The organism is Rhizobium sp. 'Codium 1', assembly GCF_020889605.1.
Taxonomy (GTDB): Bacteria; Pseudomonadota; Alphaproteobacteria; order Rhizobiales; family Rhizobiaceae; genus Allorhizobium; species Allorhizobium algae.
Genome location: NZ_JAJGPW010000005.1, coordinates 43,280 through 62,710 on the forward strand (window position 1 = coordinate 43,280; position 19,431 = coordinate 62,710).

At 62.8% G+C, this 19,431-nt stretch carries 20 protein-coding genes; 5 read left to right on the forward strand and 15 right to left on the reverse strand.

Annotated features, from left to right (window positions below; genetic code table 11):
* Window positions 1-29: 29 nt before the first annotated feature.
* Window positions 30-926 (reverse strand): EamA family transporter RarD, encoded by an 897-nt coding sequence (gene rarD, locus LJE98_RS13760; RefSeq protein WP_229575800.1) that lies wholly within the window; start codon window positions 924-926, stop codon window positions 30-32.
* 224 nt (window positions 927-1,150) lie between these two features.
* Complete coding sequence (locus LJE98_RS13765) at window positions 1,151-2,056, reverse strand: LysR family transcriptional regulator (RefSeq protein WP_229575801.1); 906 nt, start codon at window positions 2,054-2,056, stop codon at window positions 1,151-1,153.
* Window positions 2,057-2,156: 100 nt separating this feature from the next.
* On the opposite strand from LJE98_RS13765, the gene LJE98_RS13770 reads away from it, so the two are divergent.
* Window positions 2,157-3,332 carry an MFS transporter gene (locus tag LJE98_RS13770; RefSeq protein WP_229575802.1) on the forward strand — a complete coding sequence of 392 codons (1,176 nt, stop codon included), beginning with the start codon at window positions 2,157-2,159 and terminating at the stop codon, window positions 3,330-3,332.
* An 11-nt stretch (window positions 3,333-3,343) separates the two neighbouring features.
* Here LJE98_RS13770 and cimA read toward each other — a convergent pair whose 3' ends face one another.
* The 5 genes from cimA to cysS form a co-directional block, all read right to left on the reverse strand.
* Entirely contained in the window at window positions 3,344-4,960 is a 1,617-nt protein-coding gene (gene cimA / locus LJE98_RS13775) for a citramalate synthase (protein WP_229575803.1), read from the reverse strand.
* 25 nt (window positions 4,961-4,985) lie between these two features.
* Window positions 4,986-5,945 (reverse strand): prolyl aminopeptidase, encoded by a 960-nt coding sequence (gene pip / locus LJE98_RS13780; RefSeq protein ID WP_229575804.1) that lies wholly within the window; start codon window positions 5,943-5,945, stop codon window positions 4,986-4,988.
* Between the two features lies 1 nt (window position 5,946).
* Window positions 5,947-6,438, reverse strand: a complete 492-nt coding sequence (locus tag LJE98_RS13785) for a GFA family protein (RefSeq protein WP_229575805.1) — start codon at window positions 6,436-6,438, stop codon at window positions 5,947-5,949.
* Window positions 6,435-6,902: a GFA family protein gene (locus tag LJE98_RS13790; RefSeq protein ID WP_229575806.1), complete on the reverse strand. Its 468-nt coding sequence runs from the start codon at window positions 6,900-6,902 to the stop codon at window positions 6,435-6,437. The genes LJE98_RS13785 and LJE98_RS13790 overlap by 4 nt, the downstream gene beginning before the upstream one ends.
* A 134-nt stretch (window positions 6,903-7,036) precedes the next feature.
* Window positions 7,037-8,521: a cysteine--tRNA ligase gene (cysS, locus tag LJE98_RS13795; protein ID WP_229575807.1), complete on the reverse strand. Its 1,485-nt coding sequence runs from the start codon at window positions 8,519-8,521 to the stop codon at window positions 7,037-7,039.
* Window positions 8,522-8,830: 309 nt separating this feature from the next.
* On the opposite strand from cysS, the gene LJE98_RS13800 reads away from it, so the two are divergent.
* Window positions 8,831-10,072 carry a sensor domain-containing diguanylate cyclase gene (locus LJE98_RS13800; protein ID WP_229575808.1) on the forward strand — a complete coding sequence of 414 codons (1,242 nt, stop codon included), beginning with the start codon at window positions 8,831-8,833 and terminating at the stop codon, window positions 10,070-10,072.
* Here LJE98_RS13800 and LJE98_RS13805 read toward each other — a convergent pair whose 3' ends face one another.
* The 8 genes from LJE98_RS13805 to alr form a co-directional block, all read right to left on the reverse strand.
* Window positions 10,073-10,951, reverse strand: a complete 879-nt coding sequence (locus tag LJE98_RS13805; protein ID WP_229575809.1) for a DMT family transporter — start codon at window positions 10,949-10,951, stop codon at window positions 10,073-10,075. It lies immediately after the preceding gene.
* 55 nt (window positions 10,952-11,006) lie between these two features.
* On the reverse strand, window positions 11,007-11,747 hold the full coding sequence (locus tag LJE98_RS13810; protein WP_229575810.1) for an SDR family NAD(P)-dependent oxidoreductase: 741 nt from the start codon (window positions 11,745-11,747) through the stop codon (window positions 11,007-11,009).
* A gap of 126 nt (window positions 11,748-11,873) precedes the next feature.
* Window positions 11,874-13,364: an amidophosphoribosyltransferase gene (gene purF / locus LJE98_RS13815; protein ID WP_229575811.1), complete on the reverse strand. Its 1,491-nt coding sequence runs from the start codon at window positions 13,362-13,364 to the stop codon at window positions 11,874-11,876.
* Window positions 13,365-13,488: 124 nt separating this feature from the next.
* Window positions 13,489-14,085, reverse strand: coding sequence for a CvpA family protein (locus tag LJE98_RS13820; protein ID WP_229575812.1), 597 nt, complete (start codon window positions 14,083-14,085; stop codon window positions 13,489-13,491).
* A gap of 88 nt (window positions 14,086-14,173) precedes the next feature.
* A complete protein-coding gene (radA, locus tag LJE98_RS13825; protein WP_229575813.1) occupies window positions 14,174-15,577 on the reverse strand; it encodes a DNA repair protein RadA in 1,404 nt (467 codons plus the stop codon).
* A complete protein-coding gene (locus LJE98_RS13830) occupies window positions 15,578-15,898 on the reverse strand; it encodes a type II toxin-antitoxin system RelE/ParE family toxin (protein WP_229575814.1) in 321 nt (106 codons plus the stop codon).
* Window positions 15,895-16,185, reverse strand: coding sequence for a ribbon-helix-helix domain-containing protein (locus tag LJE98_RS13835; protein WP_229575815.1), 291 nt, complete (start codon window positions 16,183-16,185; stop codon window positions 15,895-15,897). The genes LJE98_RS13830 and LJE98_RS13835 overlap by 4 nt, the downstream gene beginning before the upstream one ends.
* Window positions 16,186-16,237: 52 nt before the next feature.
* On the reverse strand, window positions 16,238-17,404 hold the full coding sequence (gene alr, locus LJE98_RS13840; protein ID WP_229575816.1) for an alanine racemase: 1,167 nt from the start codon (window positions 17,402-17,404) through the stop codon (window positions 16,238-16,240).
* Between the two features lie 84 nt (window positions 17,405-17,488).
* Here alr and LJE98_RS13845 point away from each other — a divergent pair, with 84 nt between their 5' ends.
* The 3 genes from LJE98_RS13845 to LJE98_RS13855 all read left to right on the forward strand — a co-directional run bounded on the left by LJE98_RS13845 (window position 17,489) and on the right by LJE98_RS13855 (window position 19,422).
* Window positions 17,489-18,352 (forward strand): AraC family transcriptional regulator, encoded by an 864-nt coding sequence (locus LJE98_RS13845; RefSeq protein ID WP_229575817.1) that lies wholly within the window; start codon window positions 17,489-17,491, stop codon window positions 18,350-18,352.
* Window positions 18,353-18,421: 69 nt separating this feature from the next.
* Window positions 18,422-19,123 carry an AzlC family ABC transporter permease gene (locus LJE98_RS13850; RefSeq protein WP_229575818.1) on the forward strand — a complete coding sequence of 234 codons (702 nt, stop codon included), beginning with the start codon at window positions 18,422-18,424 and terminating at the stop codon, window positions 19,121-19,123.
* Window positions 19,120-19,422 carry an AzlD family protein gene (locus tag LJE98_RS13855; RefSeq protein ID WP_229575819.1) on the forward strand — a complete coding sequence of 101 codons (303 nt, stop codon included), beginning with the start codon at window positions 19,120-19,122 and terminating at the stop codon, window positions 19,420-19,422. The genes LJE98_RS13850 and LJE98_RS13855 overlap by 4 nt, the downstream gene beginning before the upstream one ends.
* Window positions 19,423-19,431 lie beyond the last annotated feature (9 nt).

Sequence of the window (19,431 nt, forward strand, 5' to 3'; positions counted from 1 at the left end):
TCATCGAGATCTGGTGGCAGACGAAGCGGTCAACGCTGCCGCAGCATCGGCAGCGTATAGATCACGAGAGCAGACCAGATCAGCGGGAAGGCGACAGCCTTGGCCGCGCTGAAAGGTTCATTGAAGACAAAGACGGCGGTGATGAAGATCATCGACGGCGCGATATACTGCATGATGCCGATCGTCGACAGCCTGAGCAGCTTTGCCCCATTGGCATAGAGGATCAGCGGGATGGCCGTGACCAGCCCCGCGGATGCGAGCAGGATGGAATCGCTCGCGTTGCCCATCAGGAAATGCCCGCCGCCCTGCAGGTTGAGATAGACGAGATAGCCGAGCGCAATCGGCGAAAGCAGCAGAACTTCCAGCAGGAAGCCCTGGTTCGGTCCGATCGGCAGCGTCTTGCGGAAGAAGGCGTAGAAGCCCCAGGAGAAGGTAAGCGCCAGTGCCACCACCGGCAGGCGCCCAGCTTCCACGGTGAGGATGGCCACGGCGAGCACCACGAGAGACAGGGCCGCGATTTGGGTGCGCTTGAGCTTTTCCTTCAGGATCACCGCGCCAAGCAGGATCGAGAACAGCGGATTGATGAAATAGCCCAGCGCCGTATCGAGCGCGTGTCCCGTGCCGATCGCCCAGACATAGATGCCCCAGTTGACGCTGATCAGCGTCGCGGTCACGGCGGCCATGCCGAGCATGCGCGGATTGCGGATTGCTTTCTTCAAGTCATCCGTGCGCTTCAGCACGATCAGGAGCAGACCTGCGACCGGGACGGACCAGAGGATGCGATGCGCGATCACTTCGGCCGGCGAAATATGCGAAAGCGCCTTCATGTAGAGCGGCAGGAAACCCCAGAGCAGATAGGCGGAGAGCGCAAACAGGAAGCCGTTGAGGCTGTCCTTGTTCTCGGCGGGGGCAGAGGCATCGGCCATGGTGTTTCCTGACTTTTGTTATGCTTTGGAAACGGCCATACGCCTGCCGGGTTGCGCGCGCAAATTCATTTGCGTGAAGGATCCTTCATCCGGCGCGATCAGTGGCGTGCAACCGATCGGTTCCGGCGTGTTCATGAACTTCAGGGCGACCGAACCCATCAGCGATCGGAATGGAGCGTTTTCGGCTCCGGCGGGGACGCGGAAAGTCTCCCAGCATCTGCGTCTCAGGAAACACGCCCGTGCTTGGCCAGGAAGTCCAGCATCACCCGAATGCGCGCCGGCAGGTGGCCACCCTGGCCGACATAAACGGCGTGGAAGGGTTCGCTGAGCCGGGTCCGTGGATCATCGAGTACCGTCACCAGCCGCCCGGCCTTCAGGTCTTCGGCCACGGTGAACTGCGCGAGCTGGACGAGACCGGCACCGCCGATGGCAAAGTGTCTGAGCGCTTCGCCGTCGCTGGCACTGACCCTTCCGACCACGGGCACCTGAACGATTGTCTCGCCGTCCGGCGCGGACCATTCCCGTCGAGCCCGCACATAGCCGAAACCGAGCCGGTTGTGGCGCTCCAGGTCAGATGCGGTTTCTGGAACCCCGTGGCGTGCCAGATAAGCGGGCGACGCAACGATGAGCAGCGGCGTTTCGCCGAGCTTTCGGGCCACCAGGCTGGAATCGCGCATGGCGCCTGCGCGGATGGCGATGTCGGCCTGTTCTGCGAGCAGGTCAATGACGAGATCTGTCTGGGCGACTTCGACTGAAATGCCCGGATAGGTTTCCAGGAAAACCGCCAACAGCGGCGCCAGGACATGGGTGCCATAGGCCGCGCTGGTATTGATGCGGATCAAGCCACGGGGATCATCGAGATTGGCCGCACTTCGCTCGGCCTCCTCCATGTCCGCGAGGATCCGAACAGACCGCTCGTAGAAGGATCGACCCTCTGGTGTGAGCAGCAGCTTGCGCGTGGTGCGGTTGACCAATCGCGTGCCGAGTCGCGCCTCGAGCCGCGCGACCAGTTTGCTGACGGCCGACGGTGTCATGCGAAGATACCGCGCGGCGGCTGAAAATCCGCCTTGTTCGACCACCTGCACGAACACTTCCATTTCGCCGGAACGGTTGATCTCCTGCCTTGCCATTGTGAATTCATTTCATGAATGTTGTGCTTCAACGAAGACTATTTCATCGAGCGCGGGCTGTCTATCTGAGGTGCATCCAAGTCAACAGGAATGCATCTCAATGCCTCTCGCTCTCTATGCCCTGACCGTCGGTGCCTTCGGCATCGGCGTCACAGAATTCGTCATCATGGGCTTGCTCATCGATGTCAGCGGCGATCTCGGCGTCTCCATCGCGGCAGCCGGCATGCTCATTTCCGGTTATGCACTGGGCGTGGTCTTCGGCGCACCGATCCTGACCGTCCTGTCCAGCCGTTGGCCACGCAAGACCGTGCTCATCGCGTTGATGGTGATTTTCACCATCGGCAATATCGCCTGTGCGCTGGCACCCAACTACGAGACCCTCATGGCGGCAAGGCTGCTTGCCGCCCTGTCGCATGGCACCTTTTTTGGTGTCGGCTCCGTCGTCGCGACGGGTCTTGTGGCGCCGGAGCGCCGCGCATCCGCGATCGCCATCATGTTCACCGGCCTGACGGTCGCCAATATCGCAGGCGTTCCCTTCGGAACCTGGCTCGGCCAGGAATATGGATGGCGCACCACATTCTGGGCCGTTGCCGTGGTGGGTGTCGCCGCACTTGCCGTACTTGCGATCTTCCTGCCCCGCGATGACAGCAAGCCAGAACCTCAGGACTGGCGCTCGGATCTCGCCACGATGGCACGCCCCCAGGTGCTGGCCGGGCTCGCGATCACGGTACTCGGTTATGCCGGCGTCTTCACGGTCTTCACCTATATCGCGCCTGTTCTGACCCAGGTGACGGGCTTTTCAGACGCTGCCGTATCGCCGATCCTTCTGGTCTTCGGGGTCGGCCTGATCATCGGCAATCTCGTCGGCGGCAGACTGGCCGACCGCAATCTCGACCGGTCCATCTTGCTGACGCTCGCCGCTCTGAGCCTCTCCCTCCTGGTCATGGCTTTCGTCCTGCCGGAAAAGGGCTTGATGGTCGCGATGGTCGGCCTGGTCGGCGCCGCAGGTTTCGCCACGGTCGCACCGCTTCAGATGCGGGTCCTCGAAAAGGCGCAAGGTGCGGGCCAGGCGCTGGCCTCCAGCTTCAACATTGCGGCCTTCAATCTCGGCAATGCCATCGGCGCCTGGGGCGGCGGTCTGGCCATCGACCATGGCCCGGGACTTTCAGCCCTGCCACTGGTGGCGGCGGCATTCCCGATCGCAGCCCTGTTGCTGTTTTTCGCAGCCCAGCGCTACGAGCACAGAGGTCAGAGCCGCGAGCGGATCGCAGCCTGACGGCGAAGCTCTTACTCAGCCGCGATCTGGCCCGCCAGTTCGCGGTTTTTCATCAGCTTGTAGACGATCGAATCCATCAGCGCCTGAAAGGAAGCGTCGATAATGTTTTCTGAGACGCCCACTGTCCACCAGCGGGCGCCGGTGGCGTCGGTGGATTCGATGAGAACGCGGGTGATGGCCTCGGTGCCACCGTTGAGGATGCGCACCTTGTAATCCGCCAGTTCGAGATCCAGGATTTCGCCCTGATACTTGCCGAGATCCTTGCGCAGCGCAATGTCGAGCGCGTTGACCGGCCCGTCGCCCTCGGCAACCGACATCACCGTCTCTCCATCGACCAGCACCCGGACGACCGCTTCCGACACCGTCTTCAGCAGCCCATGACTGTCGAAGCGGCGCTCGACCATCACCCGGAAACTCTCGACCGCGAAGAAATCCGGCACGGTGCCGAGCGTCTTCAACGCCAGAAGTTCGAAGCTCGCATCTGCGCCTTCATAGGCATAGCCCAGTGCTTCGCGTTCCTTGACGACAGAGATCAACGTATCGAGTTTCGGATCATCCTTGGCAACCGTGATGCCGCGGCGCTTCAGCTCGTTGAGGAAGTTCGCCTTGCCGCCCTGGTCGGAGACCATGACCTTGCGGAAATTGCCGACACTTTCGGGCTCGACATGTTCGTAGGTCTTCGGATCCTTGAGAAGCGCCGAGGCATGGATACCGGCCTTGGTGGCGAAGGCGGAGGCGCCGACATAAGGGCTCTGGTGATGCGGCGAGCGGTTGAGAAGCTCGTCGAAGGCGCGCGACAGACGGGTCAGACCGACCAGCTTCTCCCGGTCGATCGAGGTCTCGAAGCGCGAGGAATAGGTCTCCTTCAGACAGAGCGTCGGGATGATCGTGACGAGATCGGCATTGCCGCAGCGTTCGCCGATGCCGTTCAGCGTGCCCTGGATCTGCCGCACGCCGGCCTCGACGGCGGCGAGCGAATTGGCAACCGCCTGGCCGGTGTCGTTATGCGCGTGGATGCCGAGCGAGGAACCGGGGATGCCGGATGCGATGACCGCCGAGACAATGTCCCGGATTTCCGGCGGCTGCGTACCGCCATTGGTGTCGCAGAGCACGACCCAGCGGGCGCCGGCGTCGTAAGCCTCCTTGGCGCAGGCCATCGCATAGTCCGGATTGGCTTTGTAACCGTCGAAAAAATGCTCGCAGTCGACCATGGAAAGCTTGCCCGCCGCGACCACGGCCTTGACGCTATCGCGGATGCTTTCGAGGTTTTCCTCATTCGTGCAGCCGAGCGCCACCTTCACGTGATAGTCCCAGCTTTTCGCCACCAGACAGACGGCATCCGCCTTGGACTGGATGAGCTGGCTCAAGCCCGGATCGTTGGAGGCAGAAACGCCGGCGCGCTTGGTCATGCCGAAGGCGACAAAGCCGGCCTTCTGCGTGCGCTTTCTGGAGAAGAATGCCGTGTCGGTGGGGTTCGCGCCGGGATAGCCGCCTTCGATGAAGTCGATGCCGAACTCGTCCAGCATCGTCGCGATAGCGATCTTGTCCTCGACCGAAAAGTCGATGCCCGGTGTCTGCTGGCCGTCACGCAGCGTTGTGTCGAACAGGGTGATCTTTTCAAGCGTCATGCGAGTGCCCCTCCGGCATGCCAGTTCAGTTCTTTCCCGCAAACCGATCCGTCGCCCGGATCAGCTGGTCGAGGATCCCAGGCTCGAGAAACGCGTGGCCCGCTCCCTCGATCAGATGGAAATCTGCCTTCGGCCAGGCCTTGTGCAAAGCCCAGGCATACTTGGCCGGGCAGGGCATGTCGTAGCGGCCATGGATGATCACGCCGGGAATGTCCCGGAGCTTGTCGGCATCGCGCAGGAGCTGCCCTTCCTCAAGCCAGCCGGCATGGACGAAGAAGTGGTTTTCGATGCGTGCAAAGGCCAGCGCAAAATCGGCATCGTAGAAGTGGCCGGAATAATCAGGGTTCGGCAGGAGCGTGATGGTCTCGCCCTCCCAGGTGCTCCAGGCGACGGCGCAGCGCAACTGCTCCTCGCGGTCGGTGCCGGTCAGACGCCGGCGATAGGCGGCCATCATCTCGTGGCGTTCGTTATCCGGGATCGGGGCAACGAACCGCTCCCACTTGTCCGGGAACATCTCGGAGACGCCGAACTGGTAGTACCAGTCGAGCTCGGCCCTGGTCAGCGTGTAGATGCCGCGCAGCACGAGCTCAGAGACGCGCTGCGGATGCGTTTCCGCATAGGCGAGCGCCAGCGTCGAGCCCCAGGAGCCGCCGAAGACGAGCCATGTGTCGACGCCCATCATCTCGCGCAGGCGTTCGATATCCGCGACGAGATGCCAGGTAGTGTTGGCTTCGATCGAGGCATGCGGGGTCGACTTGCCGCAACCGCGCTGGTCGAACAGGATCACATCGTAAAGCGCCGGATCGAAGAGGCGGCGCTGCGAGGGGCTGGTTGCGCCGCCAGGGCCGCCATGCAGGAACACGGCCGGCTTGGCGCCCTTCGTGCCGATGCGCTCCCAGTAAACCCTGTGGCCGTCGCCGACATCGAGCATGCCGGTCTCGAAGGGTTCGATGTCGGGATAGAAGCCGCGCAATTCGCTCGTCATGTCAAATGTCCTTCTTCGGTGGCCAGGCCGCCGTATCGTGATCGGGATGCTGCCGCGATGTGGCGGCGATCCCGGCATTTCCCGCCGGAAGGTCCGAACGGTCCGTCGGTTTTTCGGGGAGGGAAAAGAGTTTGTCGAACCAGGAGACGCGACTTTCGACGCCGTCCTGCGAGACGGGCTCGGCGAGGTCCGGCTTGTCGAGGCTGCCGATCGTCACACTGATATAGGGCGAGCCTTTGGTGCGGAAGAAAAGCGGCGTACCGCAGTCCTTGCAGAAGCCGCGTCCGCACGGGTCAGATGACTGGAACCAGCTCGGTTCGCCGCGCATCAGCAGGAAATCCTCCTGCCTGGAGCCCGCAAGCGCCATGAAGACATTGCCGCTCGCCTTCTGGCACATGCGGCAGTGGCAGATATGCGGATAGCCGAGTTCACCCACGATCTTGTAGCGGATCGCGCCGCACTGACAGCCGCCGGAATGCACCTGTCGGGTCATTGGTCATCCTCCGGTGGCCATATCGTCGTGTCATGGTCGGGATGCTGGAAGCTCTCGATCGAGGCGAAGAACGCCTCCATGTCAGGGCTGGTGAAGGCCGGTTTGTCGAACAGCTGGTCAATCCACGGCAGGCGCTGGTGATGGTTCACCTGGATCTGCGGCTCGAAATGCTCCGGGTGGTCGAAGGCGCCGATCGCCAGCTCGACGCCATTCGGATGCTGATAGGTGAGCGGCGTGCCGCATTTGGCGCAGAAGCCGCGTTTGACCTTCGCAGACGAGCGATAAAGCATCGGCTGTCCGCGCGTCCAGGTCAGATGCGCCTGGTCGGCGGTGACGAAGGCGCCGAAGAAGGAGCCGAACTGCTTCTGGCACATGCGGCAATGACAGATCGACGGCCGTCCGAGCTTCGAGGCCTGGAACCGGATCGCGCCGCATTGGCAGCCGCCGCTATGAATCTCGCTCATCCGGTCTTCCTCACTGCATCGTCATGTAGACGGTAACGCCGATAATCACCGCGGCAATCAAGGCACCCTTGGCGATCAGGCCATAGAGCAGCCATTTCGGCATCTTGGTGTTGGGGTTCGGCTGGGTCATGCAGCTACCGCTTGACCTCCCATGTCGTCACCCGCTCGCCGGTCTCCTTGTCCTTGCCGTCCTTGAGCTGGATGCCCTTGGCGGCGAGCTCGTCACGGATGCGGTCCGCCTCGGCGAAATTCTTCGCTTTGAGCATTTCAAGCCGCATATCGACGAGCGCCTGGACGGCGGCGGAGAGGTCGTCGCTCAGCTCTGCCTTCTTCGGTGCAACACCCAGGAGGGCTGCCGAGGCGGCGAACAGAGATAGCTTCGACGGGTCGGCATTCGCCGCCTGGGCGAGCGCGTGAACCGCCTGAACGGCAGCAACCGTATTCAGATCGTCCGAGAGTGCCTCAAGAACCGATGCATCCGGTGCCGTGTCCCCGGCGTCACCCGCTGGCCACTTCGCCAGCAGCCGCTCCGCCTCCTCCAGCCGCTTGACCGAAAAGTCGATCGGCTCGCGGTAATGCGTCATCAGCATCGCAAGCCTGAGAACCTCGCCCGGCCACTTGCGCCCGCCAAACTTCTCCGTCGCAAGCAACTCGTTGATCGTGACAAAATTGCCCTCCGACTTCGACATCTTGCGGCCCTCGACCTGCAGGAAACCGTTATGCATCCACACCGTCGCCATCAGATCGTTGTCGAAGGCGCAGCAGGACTGGGCGATCTCGTTTTCGTGGTGCGGGAAGATCAGGTCCAGCCCGCCGCCATGGATGTCGAACTGGTGCGGCTTGGCCTTCGCCCTGGGAGACAACCGGTCCTTGATCTCTTCCCAGAGATAGCGGTCGGCCATGGCAGAGCATTCGATATGCCAGCCGGGACGGCCATGGATCGGATAAACAGTCTTTTCGAAGGTGAAGCTCGCGGGCCAGCCGGGTTCGGTGTCGGCGGACTGCTTCCACAACACGAAATCGGCCGGGTTCATCTTGTGGTTCTCGACCGCGACACGCGCGCCCGCCTGCTGGTCCTCGAGCTTGCGCTTCGACAGCATGCCGTAATCCGCCATTGAGGCGGTCGAAAACAGCACTTCGTGGCCCTCCGAGCCTTGCGCCACATAGGCATGGCCCATGTCGAGCAGGCGCTGGATGATCACGATCATCTGGGGAATGTTGTCGGTCGCGCGCGGTTCGACGGTCGGCTTCAGGCAGCCGAGCGCCGCCACATCCTCGTGGAACTGGCTCTCCGTCTTGCCGGTCACGGCCCGGATCGCCTCGTTGAGGCTCATCGAACCATCGCCAATCTGGCCGCCGAAATCGCGCAATGCCCGCGCGTTGATCTTGTCGTCGACGTCGGTGATGTTGCGCACATAGGTGACCTTGTCCGCACCATGGATGTGGCGCAGCAGCCGGTAGAGCACGTCGAAGACGATGACGGGGCGCGCATTGCCGATATGGGCGAAGTCGTAGACGGTCGGCCCGCAGACATACAGGCGCACATTGTCGGGGTCGATCGGCTCGAAATCGACCTTCTCGCGTGTGAGCGTGTTGTAAATCTTGAGGCCGCCAGCCATGTGAAACTCCCAGAATGAATGGACCCGGCTGGACCGGGTCGTTTGTCATCTGGGTCTATGCAGGAGACGAAAACGGCCAGGCCAGCGAAGCGCTAGCGAATAATGGTCCCGCAAATGATGCAGAGGCTCGTTTTCATGACGCGCTTTATGGCGCGCGTCGCGATTTTGGTCAAGGGCAGTCGGCGTGTGCTCCGATATGGAGGTCCGGAGTGCCTCGCTCCGGACGGACTTTGGGGAATTAAGGCTTTCTCAACGGAAATACCCCAATTCTAGGGGGAAATTTTCCCGCCCTCGGAGATGATCTTCGGCATGGACCAGACGCTGCATCTGCCCACCATCATGGTCGTCCATGCGGTGATCATAATGATTTCCACCCTGGCTACGATCTACATGTGGTTGCGTTATCGCGGCAGTCACGTGCTTCCAATCCTTGTAGCCGCAGGTCTTGCCGGCTGTGCCGCCATGCTCCTTCATGCAAATCGCGGCACTTTGCCACTCACCCTTTCGTCCGGATTGGGAATCGGCCTCGGCATTTTCGCCGTCGGCCTCTTTTGGCAGGCGGTGGTCGTCTTCGAAGGCGGGCGCCTGTCGATTGCAAAGGCCTCTGCGGGTGGGCTTGCGTGGATCCTGCTTTGGTTCACGCCAATGCTGCAGAATTCGATCGAAGCCCGGGCCGCGACATTGTCTCTGCTCCTGGCCGGCTATTGTTTCCTGACGGCGCAGCTAACCCTGGTGCGCGCAAAGCACGAACCACTGCCTTCGCGGTCGATTGCGGCAACCACAGCCGGCTTGCGTGGCCTGCTGTGGCTGGCGGCCGTGCCGCTCAGTGTCTTCGTTGCTCCGCCCTATGCCGAGGATGGAAGCACGGCACAGTGGTTCGCCCTCGTCACTCTGGCGAACTCCATGCTGAATATCCTCTCGCTGGTCTCGCTGCTGGTCATTGCCAAGGAGCGCGACGAGCGGCGCTATCGCCTGGCCTCCGAGCGTGACCCCCTCACCAATCTCCCGAATCGTCGCACCTTCGTGACCGAGGCCGCCGAAATGCTCCACGAAGCCGAAGGCGGCGCGAGCCTCCTGCTCTTCGATATCGATCATTTCAAGTCGGTGAACGATACCCATGGTCATGCAGCCGGCGACCAGGTCCTCCTCGCCTTCTCGCATGCCATTGACCAGCGCATGCCGAAGGGCTGGCTCTTTGCCCGGATCGGCGGCGAGGAGTTCGCCTGCCTCATGCCACGCATGAGCGCGCAACAGGCGGTCGCGGTCGCCGAAAATCTCCGTCTCGCCGTTGCCGACATGGCGATGCCGGGCTTGGGCGCTTTGCGGATTGCGGTGAGCATAGGCGTCTGTGAAGCGACGCAACGGGGAACGGGGCTTGACACAATGCTCGCCAGTGCGGACGCTGCCCTTTACCGCGCCAAGGCGGATGGTCGCAATTGCGTACGGCTCTACGAGCCCGCGACCCTGCTTGTCGAAACAGGCCAATCGATTGCGCTGGCCGATCCGCAGCCGCGCCTGGGACTGGCGCGCATCCGGCGACGCTCTGCCTGATCAGGTCGCAGTCCGCGGCAAGCGCAGGAGACCCAGCACCAGCGCACAGCCGAGGATGATTACGACGCCCCCGAAGAGTTGCACCGTCGTCAAGGCCTCGTCCAGCACCAATGCGCCAACAAGCACTGCGACCACGGTAACGGCAAACTCGACGCTGATCGCCGCCGTCGCCCCGATGCTTTTGACCAGGCTGAAGTAGAGAACATAGGTGAGGGCGCTCATCAGCGCCGCCAGCGCCACGAGATAGAGATAGTCCAAGGCGACCGGTGTGCCCGGCACGGGCACGAACCAGAGAAGTGGCAGCGTCAGCATGCCACCGGCGATGAAGGAGCCGATGGTCACTTCCCAGGGGCCGGTGCCGGAAAGATGCCGGCTGGCATAATTACTGCCAAAGGCGGAGGAAAAGGTCGAGCCGATCATCGCGAAGCAGCCGAGCAGGAACCCACCGGTGACGGGCACGGCCGGAAAGCCGACCAGCATGACGATGCCGATCGTCCCGAGCACGAGACCGAACACACGCGCCTGCGTGATGCGTTCCAGTCCCCAGAGCTGGGCGATCACCATGGAAAAGAGCGGGATCGAAGCGACGAAGATCGCAGCCATGGCCGTCCCGATCAGCGGCGTCGCATAGGACAGCCCGATCAGCTGCCCCGCCACCGTGGTGGCGCCGACAACAGTGAAAGGCAGCCAGCCGGCGCCAAAGTCGAGCCGCCGCCGCATCATCCTGGCGATCGCATAGAGCAGGGCGCCCGCTATGAAGCAGCGGAAAGTGACCGCGCCGATCCAGCCGAATGCGTCGACCACATGCAAGAGAAGCAGGAAGGAAAGTCCCCAGGCCAGTGACAGATAGGCATAGGCTGCAAAGTCTCTGGGGGCCATGCGCTGGTCTCGAGATTTGGCGGCACTCGGGCCGCAGATGAGAAGGCCGAAACTCTTATTCCGGCATCCGGTAGTCGACGATCCTGCCTTCGCGCACCTGGTAGAGCTTGCCGGTTTCCGTCTGCTCCGGGCCGACCAGCGGCAGAAGCTTCTCGGCGACTTCGGAAGGGTGAGGCAGGGTCTCTGGATCTTCGCCCGGCATGGCCTGCGCACGCATGGCGGTGCGAGTGGCACCGGGGTCGACGCAAAGGATACGCAGCGGCAGGCGTTGTGTCTCGGCAGCCCAGGTGCGGGCAAGGGCTTCGACGGCGGCCTTGGAGGCGGAGTAGGGCGCCCAGAACGGACGGCACTTGTGAGCGGCGCCTGAGGACAGGATCAGTGCGCGGCCCTGATCAGACTTGACGAGCAGCGGCTCCAGCGAGCGGATAAGCCGCCATGTGGCTGTGACGTTGATCGTCATGACCTTGTCGAACACCTTCGCCTCGACATGGCCGATCGGCGCGATGACGCCAAGAACGCCCGCATTCAGCACGGCGATGTCGAGCTTGCCCCAGCGCTCGAAGATGTGGCCGCCGAGCTGGTCGATGGCAGCCATGTCAGAGAGGTCGAAGGGCACCAGTGTCGCTGTTCCGCCGACCGCCTTGATCGCATCATCCAGATCTTCCAGACCGCCCACGGTGCGCGCGCAGGCAATGACGTGGGCGCCAGCCTTGGCCAGTTCGATCGCGGTGAAATAGCCGATGCCGCGCGAGGCGCCGGTGACGAGCGCGATTCGTCCCTTGAGGTCGATGGTCATGATCTGTCCTGTATTCCCAGAGCACTTCCGATGAAAACCAGCTCACCGGAAATCCCCTGTCTCCTTGATTCGACGCAGTCCGGACACAAAACCGCTGACGCACTTTTGCTGGACATGTTCTTAAGCTCAGCCGTTGGCGGCGAGCATGCTTTCCTTGCGGCCCGGCTTCTCGCTCTCCTTGTCGACGAGACGCGTCGGGTAGTCGCCGGTGAAGTAGTGGTCGGTGAACTGCGGGTTTGCCGGATCCCGCGGCGCGCCGCCGACTGCGGTGTAGAGACCGTCGATCGACAGGAAGGCCAGCGAATCCGCACCGATATACTTCGCCATGGCTTCAATGCCGAGATACTGGTTGGCGAGCAGCTTTTCGGCATCGGGGGTGTCGATGCCGTAAAAATCCGGATGGAAGATCATCGGGCTTGCGACCCGGATATGCACTTCCTTTGCGCCAGCGTCGCGGATCATCTGCACGATTTTCAGCGAGGTCGTGCCGCGCACGATGGAATCGTCGACCAGCACGACGCGCTTGCCTTCGATCATCGCCCGATTGGCCGAATGCTTGAGCTTGACGCCGAAGGCGCGGATCTGCTGGGTCGGCTCGATGAAGGTACGACCGACATAGTGGTTGCGGATGATCCCGTATTCGAAGGGAATGCCGCTCTGCTGGGCATAGCCGAGGGCCGCCGGCGTGCCGCCATCCGGCACGGGCACGACGACATCGGCCTCGACAGGCGCTTCGAGCGCGAGATTCATGCCGGCATTCTTGCGCGTCGTGTAGACGTTGCGGCCAGCGACGACGGAATCGGGGCGGGCGAAATAGACATATTCGAACAGGCAGACGCGTTCGGGCAGCGGACGTGCCGGCATGCGGGATTCGATCGTCACCGAGCCATCGGCCTGGGTTTCGCAGATGATCACTTCGCCGTTCTTCACGTCGCGGACGAATTTCGCGCCGATGATATCGAGCGCGCATGTCTCCGAACAGAAGATCGGCTTGCCGTCGAGGTCGCCCAGGACCAGCGGCCGGATACCGATCGGATCGCGTGCGGCAATCAGCTTGGTGCGGGTGAGGGCGATCATCGCATAGCCGCCTTCCATCTGGCGGATGGCGTCGATGAAGCGGTCGGTGGTCGAGGCATGGCGTGAGCGGGCGATGAGGTGCAAGACGACCTCGGTGTCCGAGGTCGACTGGCAGATGGCGCCGGTCGCAATGATCTGGCGGCGCAGCGTCAGGCCGTTGGTGAAATTGCCGTTATGGGCAATCGCGATGCCGCCTTCTTCGAGTTCGGCAAACAGTGGCTGAACGTTGCGCAGAGCCACTTCGCCTGTGGTCGAGTAGCGGGTGTGGCCGATTGCCTGCGGGCCGGGCAGCTTCGCCAGCGTCACCGGGTTGGTGTAATGGTCACCGACCAGACCCATGTGCTTTTCGGTATAGAACTGCCGCCCGTCGAAGGAGACGATACCGGCCGCTTCCTGACCGCGATGCTGGAGCGCGTGCAGGCCAAGCGCCGTCAGCGTTGCCGCTTCCGGATGCCCGAGAATGCCGAACACGCCGCATTCTTCATGGAACTTGTCGTCATGGCTACCATAGACGACATGGGAGGGGCTGGACTGCTTCATGGCGAGGGCCTTTGCTCCTGGGACAGATGCGGGTGCTGCGCTTTGAACAGTCAAGCCGCCGGTCTGTCCCGATCCGGCGGCGTCTGTCGTGTCTCAAATCGCGCGACGCAAGGCCGCGAGAGGATCAGTTGGCGGGTGCCGGGGTCTGTTCGGCAGGCGCCTGGTCTGCAGGGGCCGTTTCGCCGGCAGCGCCGGCTTCGGCATCTTCGCGACCCAGGATCCGTTCCCGGATCTGCGGCTCGATATCTTCAGGCAGGACTGCCTCGAGTTTCTGCACGAGCGAGTCGAGGAAGGGCTTGGACTTGGAGTTGTTGACCCAATCCGGTCGCTGCGGCTCGTTGATCAACCAGTTCCAGAAGGCGACGGCGACGACGAGCAGCAGCAGGCCGCGCGCAGCGCCGAAGAGGAAACCGAGCGTCCGGTCCAGCGCGCCGATCCGGCTGTCGATGATGAAGTCGGCAATGCGCGAGGTGATGAAGGAGATGACGATCAGTGCGATCAGGAAGATGATGCCGGCAGACCCCGCGAGCGCGATGCGCGCGTCGCTCGTATAGTTCATGAGGTAGGGCACGAGCAGGGGATAGAGATAGTAGGCGGCTGCCACCGAGCCCGCCCAGCTTGCGATGGACAGCACTTCACGCGAAAAGCCGCGCACCATCGCCAGCACCGCTGAAAACAGGACGACGCCGAGGACGATACCGTCAAAAATAGTGATGGGCATAAATTCCAACTCCAGGGCCACCGGCTAAAACCGGCATTGATGTCACCGCGAACCCGCCGGAACGCGTTCTCTCACGCGTCGGACCGGGTCAACCGTCCTCCTGATCTGCGGGGGCTTTCAGCCGGGAACCGGCGATCCGCGCCACGAGATCGGGAAGGCTGTCCACTTCCCTCCATTTGCCCTTCGAACCCTTCGGCAGGTCCGGCGAGGCAGCCGGCAAGACCGCGGCGGAGAAACCAAGCTTTTCCGCCTCTTTCAGCCTCTGGGCCGTGTGAGCCACCGGCCTCACTGCCCCCGACAGGCTGACTTCGCCGAAATAGACGCAATCGGCGGGAAGGGCAAGACCGGCCAGCGATGAAACCAGTGCTGAAGCAATCGCCATGTCGGCCGCCGGTTCACGGATCCGGTAGCCGCCGGCGACGTTCAGGTAAACGTCATGCTGCCCGAGCCTGACCCCGCAATGCGCCTCCAATACCGCCAAAATCATGGCGAGACGTGACGAATCCCAACCGACGACGGCGCGGCGAGGGGTTCCGAGTGATGTCGCAGCCACAAGCGCCTGCACTTCGACGAGCACGGGTCGCGTGCCTTCCATGCCGGCGAAGACGGCCGCCCCGGGCGCCTTTTCGTTGCGTTCGCCGAGGAAAAGCTCGGACGGATTGGCCACTTCCCGCAAGCCCTTGTCCGACATTTCGAAGACGCCGATCTCGTCCGTCGGCCCGAAACGGTTCTTGACCGTGCGCAGGATGCGGTAGTGATGGCCGCGATCCCCCTCGAAATAGAGGACTGCATCGACCATGTGTTCGACGACACGGGGGCCGGCGATCTGGCCTTCCTTGGTCACGTGCCCGACCAGGACCATGGTGGCGCCCGTCTGTTTGGCATATCGGATCATCGCCTGCACGCCGGTGCGCACCTGGGTCACTGTGCCCGGCGCGCTGTCGGCGGTATCGCTCCACAGCGTCTGGATCGAATCGATGATGACGAGATCCGGCCGTTTGCTTTCCGAAATGGTGGCAAGGATATCCTCGACATTCGTTTCGGCGGCGAGCAGCACGTCGGTATCGGCTGCACCGAGGCGCTGAGCCCTGAGCCGAACCTGTGCCACGGCCTCTTCGCCCGACACATAGATGACGCGATGGCCGCGCCTCGACAGGGCCGCCGCCGCCTGCATGAGAAGCGTCGATTTGCCGATGCCGGGATCGCCGCCAATCAGCACCGCCGATCCGCGCACGAAGCCACCGCCGGTGGCACGGTCGAGTTCGCCCATGCCGGTCGGAATGCGCGGTGCCTCCTCGATCTCACCGGAAAGTGCGGTGAGCGTAACGGCACGCCCCTTCTTCGGCGCCTTGCCGGGGCCGGACCCGATCCCGCCCATCGGATCTTCCTCGACGATGGTATTCCACTCGCCGCAGCCATCGCATTTGCCCGCCCAGCGGGAATGAACCGTGCCGCAGTTCTGGCAGACGAATTGGGTCTTGGCTTTGGCCATTCAGTCTTCACTTTCAGGAAAGGTGTCGGGCGTGATGCCTTGTCGACCATGCGTGATGCGGAGAACAACAAGAGCGTCTTCGACGGCACGGAAATAGATGCATCGACGCCTGTAGGGAAATGCGCGTAATCCTGGTTTCAGCCGTTCACGACAGACGCCGGGGTTTTTGGAGCCAGCAAGGTCGATGATCTTCCGCTCGCTATCGCTCGTGAAGCGCTCGGCCGCAAGCGGGCTTCGCTCATACAGGTGATTGTAGATCTGGATCAGATCCTCGATGGCCTGGGGGGGCAGTCGATAGCGTCGACCGGAGCTGCTGCTCACCGTCGTGCCTTCGCTTCCGCGATGACGAACGCAGTGAGATCGCCCGGCTCGGAAAACTCTTTGAAGTCGCCGGCCTCTATGGCTTCATCCGCCTGATCGATCATAAATCGCAGTTCGACGACCCGCTCCTGCTGACGCTCGCTCTCGTCCAGGAGACGAAGACCGGCGCGCAACATATCCTCAGCGGAGGCATAGGCGCCGTTGCTCACCTGCCGTTCGACAAACGCGGATTCGTCCGGCTCCAGGTCCACCTGCACGGTCGAATGGGATGGATGGTCTTCGGTCATCGGTGACTCCATTGCTGGAACAATAGCAGAACAAACCCGGGCGCGCCAGACCTCAGTCCTCGCCCTCCAGATAGATCCGTTCATACCGCAGACCAAGACCCGTCAGCATTTCGTAGCCGATCGTGCCTGCAGAGCGGGCAACGTCATCGAGTCTCATCGAGGGGCCGAAGAGTTCGACATGATCGCCGCTGCGCACAGCATTTTCCGGCAGATCGGTGATGTCGAAGATGGTGAGGTCCATGGTGACCCGCCCGACGACGGGCACGGGCTTGCCGGCGATAACGCCGTGCGCACCCGGAAGCCCGGTCTCGCGCAGCGGGATTCCGGAGCCGGAGAGGTTGCGCAGATAGCCGTCGGCATAACCGGCGCTCGCGACTGCAAGCCGGCTGTCGCGCGCGAGCGCATGGGTCGCACCGTAGGAGACGCTCTCGCCGGCCTTCGCCTCGCGGATCTGCAGGATGCGCGCCTCGGCCTTGACCACCGGCTGCATCGGGTTTTCCGCACCGTTGACGGCTTCGCCGCCATAAAGTGCAATGCCGGGGCGGGTGAGATCGAAGTGATAATCGGATCCGAGGAAAATGCCGGCGGAAGCCGAAAGACTGGAATCGATTCCTTCGAAAGCCGCGCTAACCGTCCGGAATTTCTCCAGTTGTAGCCGGTTCATCGGCGCGGCCGGATCATCTCCGCAGGCGAGGTGGCTCATCACCAGCACGGGATCGAGGCTTGCCGGGCGCGAGACGTCGTCGACAAGGGCGAGCGCATCGGCAAGCGGCAGGCCGAGACGGTTGAAGCCGGTATCGACATGCAGCGCGCAGGGGTAAGGGCCGCGCTCGGTCAGCACTGCCATCCAGAAAGCGAGTTGCTCCTCCGAGGCGATCACCGGGACCAGATCGTTGGCGAAGAAGACGTCTTCCTGGCCCGGCCAGATGCCTGACAGCACGAAGATCCGGGCTTCCGGAGCATAGGGCCGGAGTGTCGCTCCTTCGGCCGGCACGGCGACGAAGAAGTCACGCGCCCCCGCACGGTAAAGTACCTGTCCGACATCCTCTATGCCGAGGCCGTAGGCATCTCCCTTGACGACCGCGGCGGCCCGCGCCCGGCCGGATCGCCGCGCCATTTCGCGCCAGTTCTCGGCGATTGCCGAGAGATCCACGGTCAGGCGCAGCGGTGCCGAAAGAAACTCCTCCGGCGCATCGAGAATGGTGAAACGGTCTGTCATAAAGGCTTCTGGTCGGTTGATCTGTCCCGCGACCCTAGCACTTTTCTTCAAGACGAAAATGCGGCGGCCCGATATTATGCTGCTATGCACAGTGTTTCGCAGCAAGAGGCGGCCGAAGCCAACCCGGTCTCACGGCAGGAGCAGACCCGCTTCTGGCGGGATGCACGTTTCCGCGACATGGAATGCCTGAGCGCCTCTTTCATCACCCATGAATTCTCGCCGCACTCGCACGATACCTTCTCGATCGGAGCGATCGAGGTCGGCTGCCAGGTCGCGAGTATCCGCGGCACGCGCGAGCACACCGGCCCCGGGGCGCTCTACCTCATCAATCCGGGCGAGGTGCATGACGGCCAGCCAGGCGCACCGGAAGGCTATCGCTACCGGATGATTTATCCCGAGGTGTCATTGCTGACGGATATCATCGAGGACGTGACCGGCCGCGCTTTCAACGGCATGCCAAGCTTCGACCGGCAATTGCTCAGTGATCCAGAAGTCGCCAGGGCCTTCAACCTCGCACACAGCCGGATGGAGAACGGCGGGGTGGCGGAACTGGAAAGCGAGGAGAGCATGTACTGCGTGCTCGCCACCATGTTCGCCCGCCACGGCAGCGATATCCTCCGCGCACCCGATCACAGCGAGCCGCGCGCCATGCGTCGCGTGCGCGATTACATCGCCGCCCATTTCGACGCGGAAATCGGATTGGAAGCACTGGCCAAGGCGGCAGGTCTCAGCCGTGCCCACATGATCCGGGCCTTCCGCAAGCACTATTTCATTACGCCGCATGCCTTCCAGACGGACATGCGCATTCGCCATGCAAGACATCTTCTGCGCATGGGCGCCACCCCTTCGGAGACGGCAGCCGCCTGCGGCTTTGCCGACCAGGCCCACATGACCCGTCAATTCAAGGCTCGTACCGGCCTCACGCCAGCGGTCTTTCGCGCCGGCTGATCACTTTCATTCAAGACCCGGCGCAGGCAGGCGCCTATCCCGGCGACTGTGTTCTGTATGGGAGACGCCATGACATCCGCTGCACGCCTGGAGATGCGCCAGGGCTTTCACTCCATCCTACCGCTGACCGTCGCAGTCGTACCCATCGGGCTCGTCTTCGGCGCCGTCGCTGCCACCAAGGGACTTTCCGCCCTTGAGGCCATGCTGATGAGCGCGCTTGTCTTTGCCGGTGGCTCGCAATTCGTCGCGATGGACATCTGGACCCATCCGGCAAACATGGCAGCGCTCGGCAGCGCTGCCCTTCTCGTCAACATCCGGCATGTCCTGATGGGGGCCTCTATCTCGCAGCATATGGCTGAATTCTCTGATCGGCAGAAAGTCATGTCGATGCTCTTTCTCGCCGACGAGATCTGGGCGGTCGCAGAGTTTCGCGCGCGGGGACATCGGTTGACCCCGGTCTGGTTCTTCGCCGCCGCCTTGCCTTTCTATCTTGCCTGGGTGCTGTCGGGGCTCGCCGGAGCCCTCCTCGGCGCCATGGTCGGAGATCCTGCGGTGATTGCCATGGACTTTGTCTTCCCGGCCGTCTTCGTCATCCTGATCGTCGGCTTCTGGCGTGGCAACCATACCGGATGGATCCTCGTCGGAAGCGCGGCTTCAGCCCTCCTGGTTCATCATGTCGTGCCGGGTGTCTGGTATATCCTGGGCGGCGCACTCGGCGGCGTTGCCATGGCCGCCCTTGCCTCGCGCAGGGCGCGGGAGGTTCGTCCATGACCCTCGATCTGATGACGGTACTTGCGATCTGCGCCATGGCGGCAGCCACCGTCGCGACCCGTTTGGCCGGCCTGTGGGTCGGTCGGCTTCTGAAGCTGTCGCCGAATACCGAGGAGATCCTCGGCGCCATCCCGCCCTCGGTTCTGATGGCCGTGGTGGCACCCACCGCCTTTGCCACCGGCTGGGCCGAGACGATCGGATGCGTCGTAGTGGCGATTGCCGCCACCCGCCTGTCGCTCCTGCCCGCCGCCGCATGTGGCGTGGGTGTGGTCGCGGCCCTTCGGTCGCTGGGCCTCTAGCAAACAGAA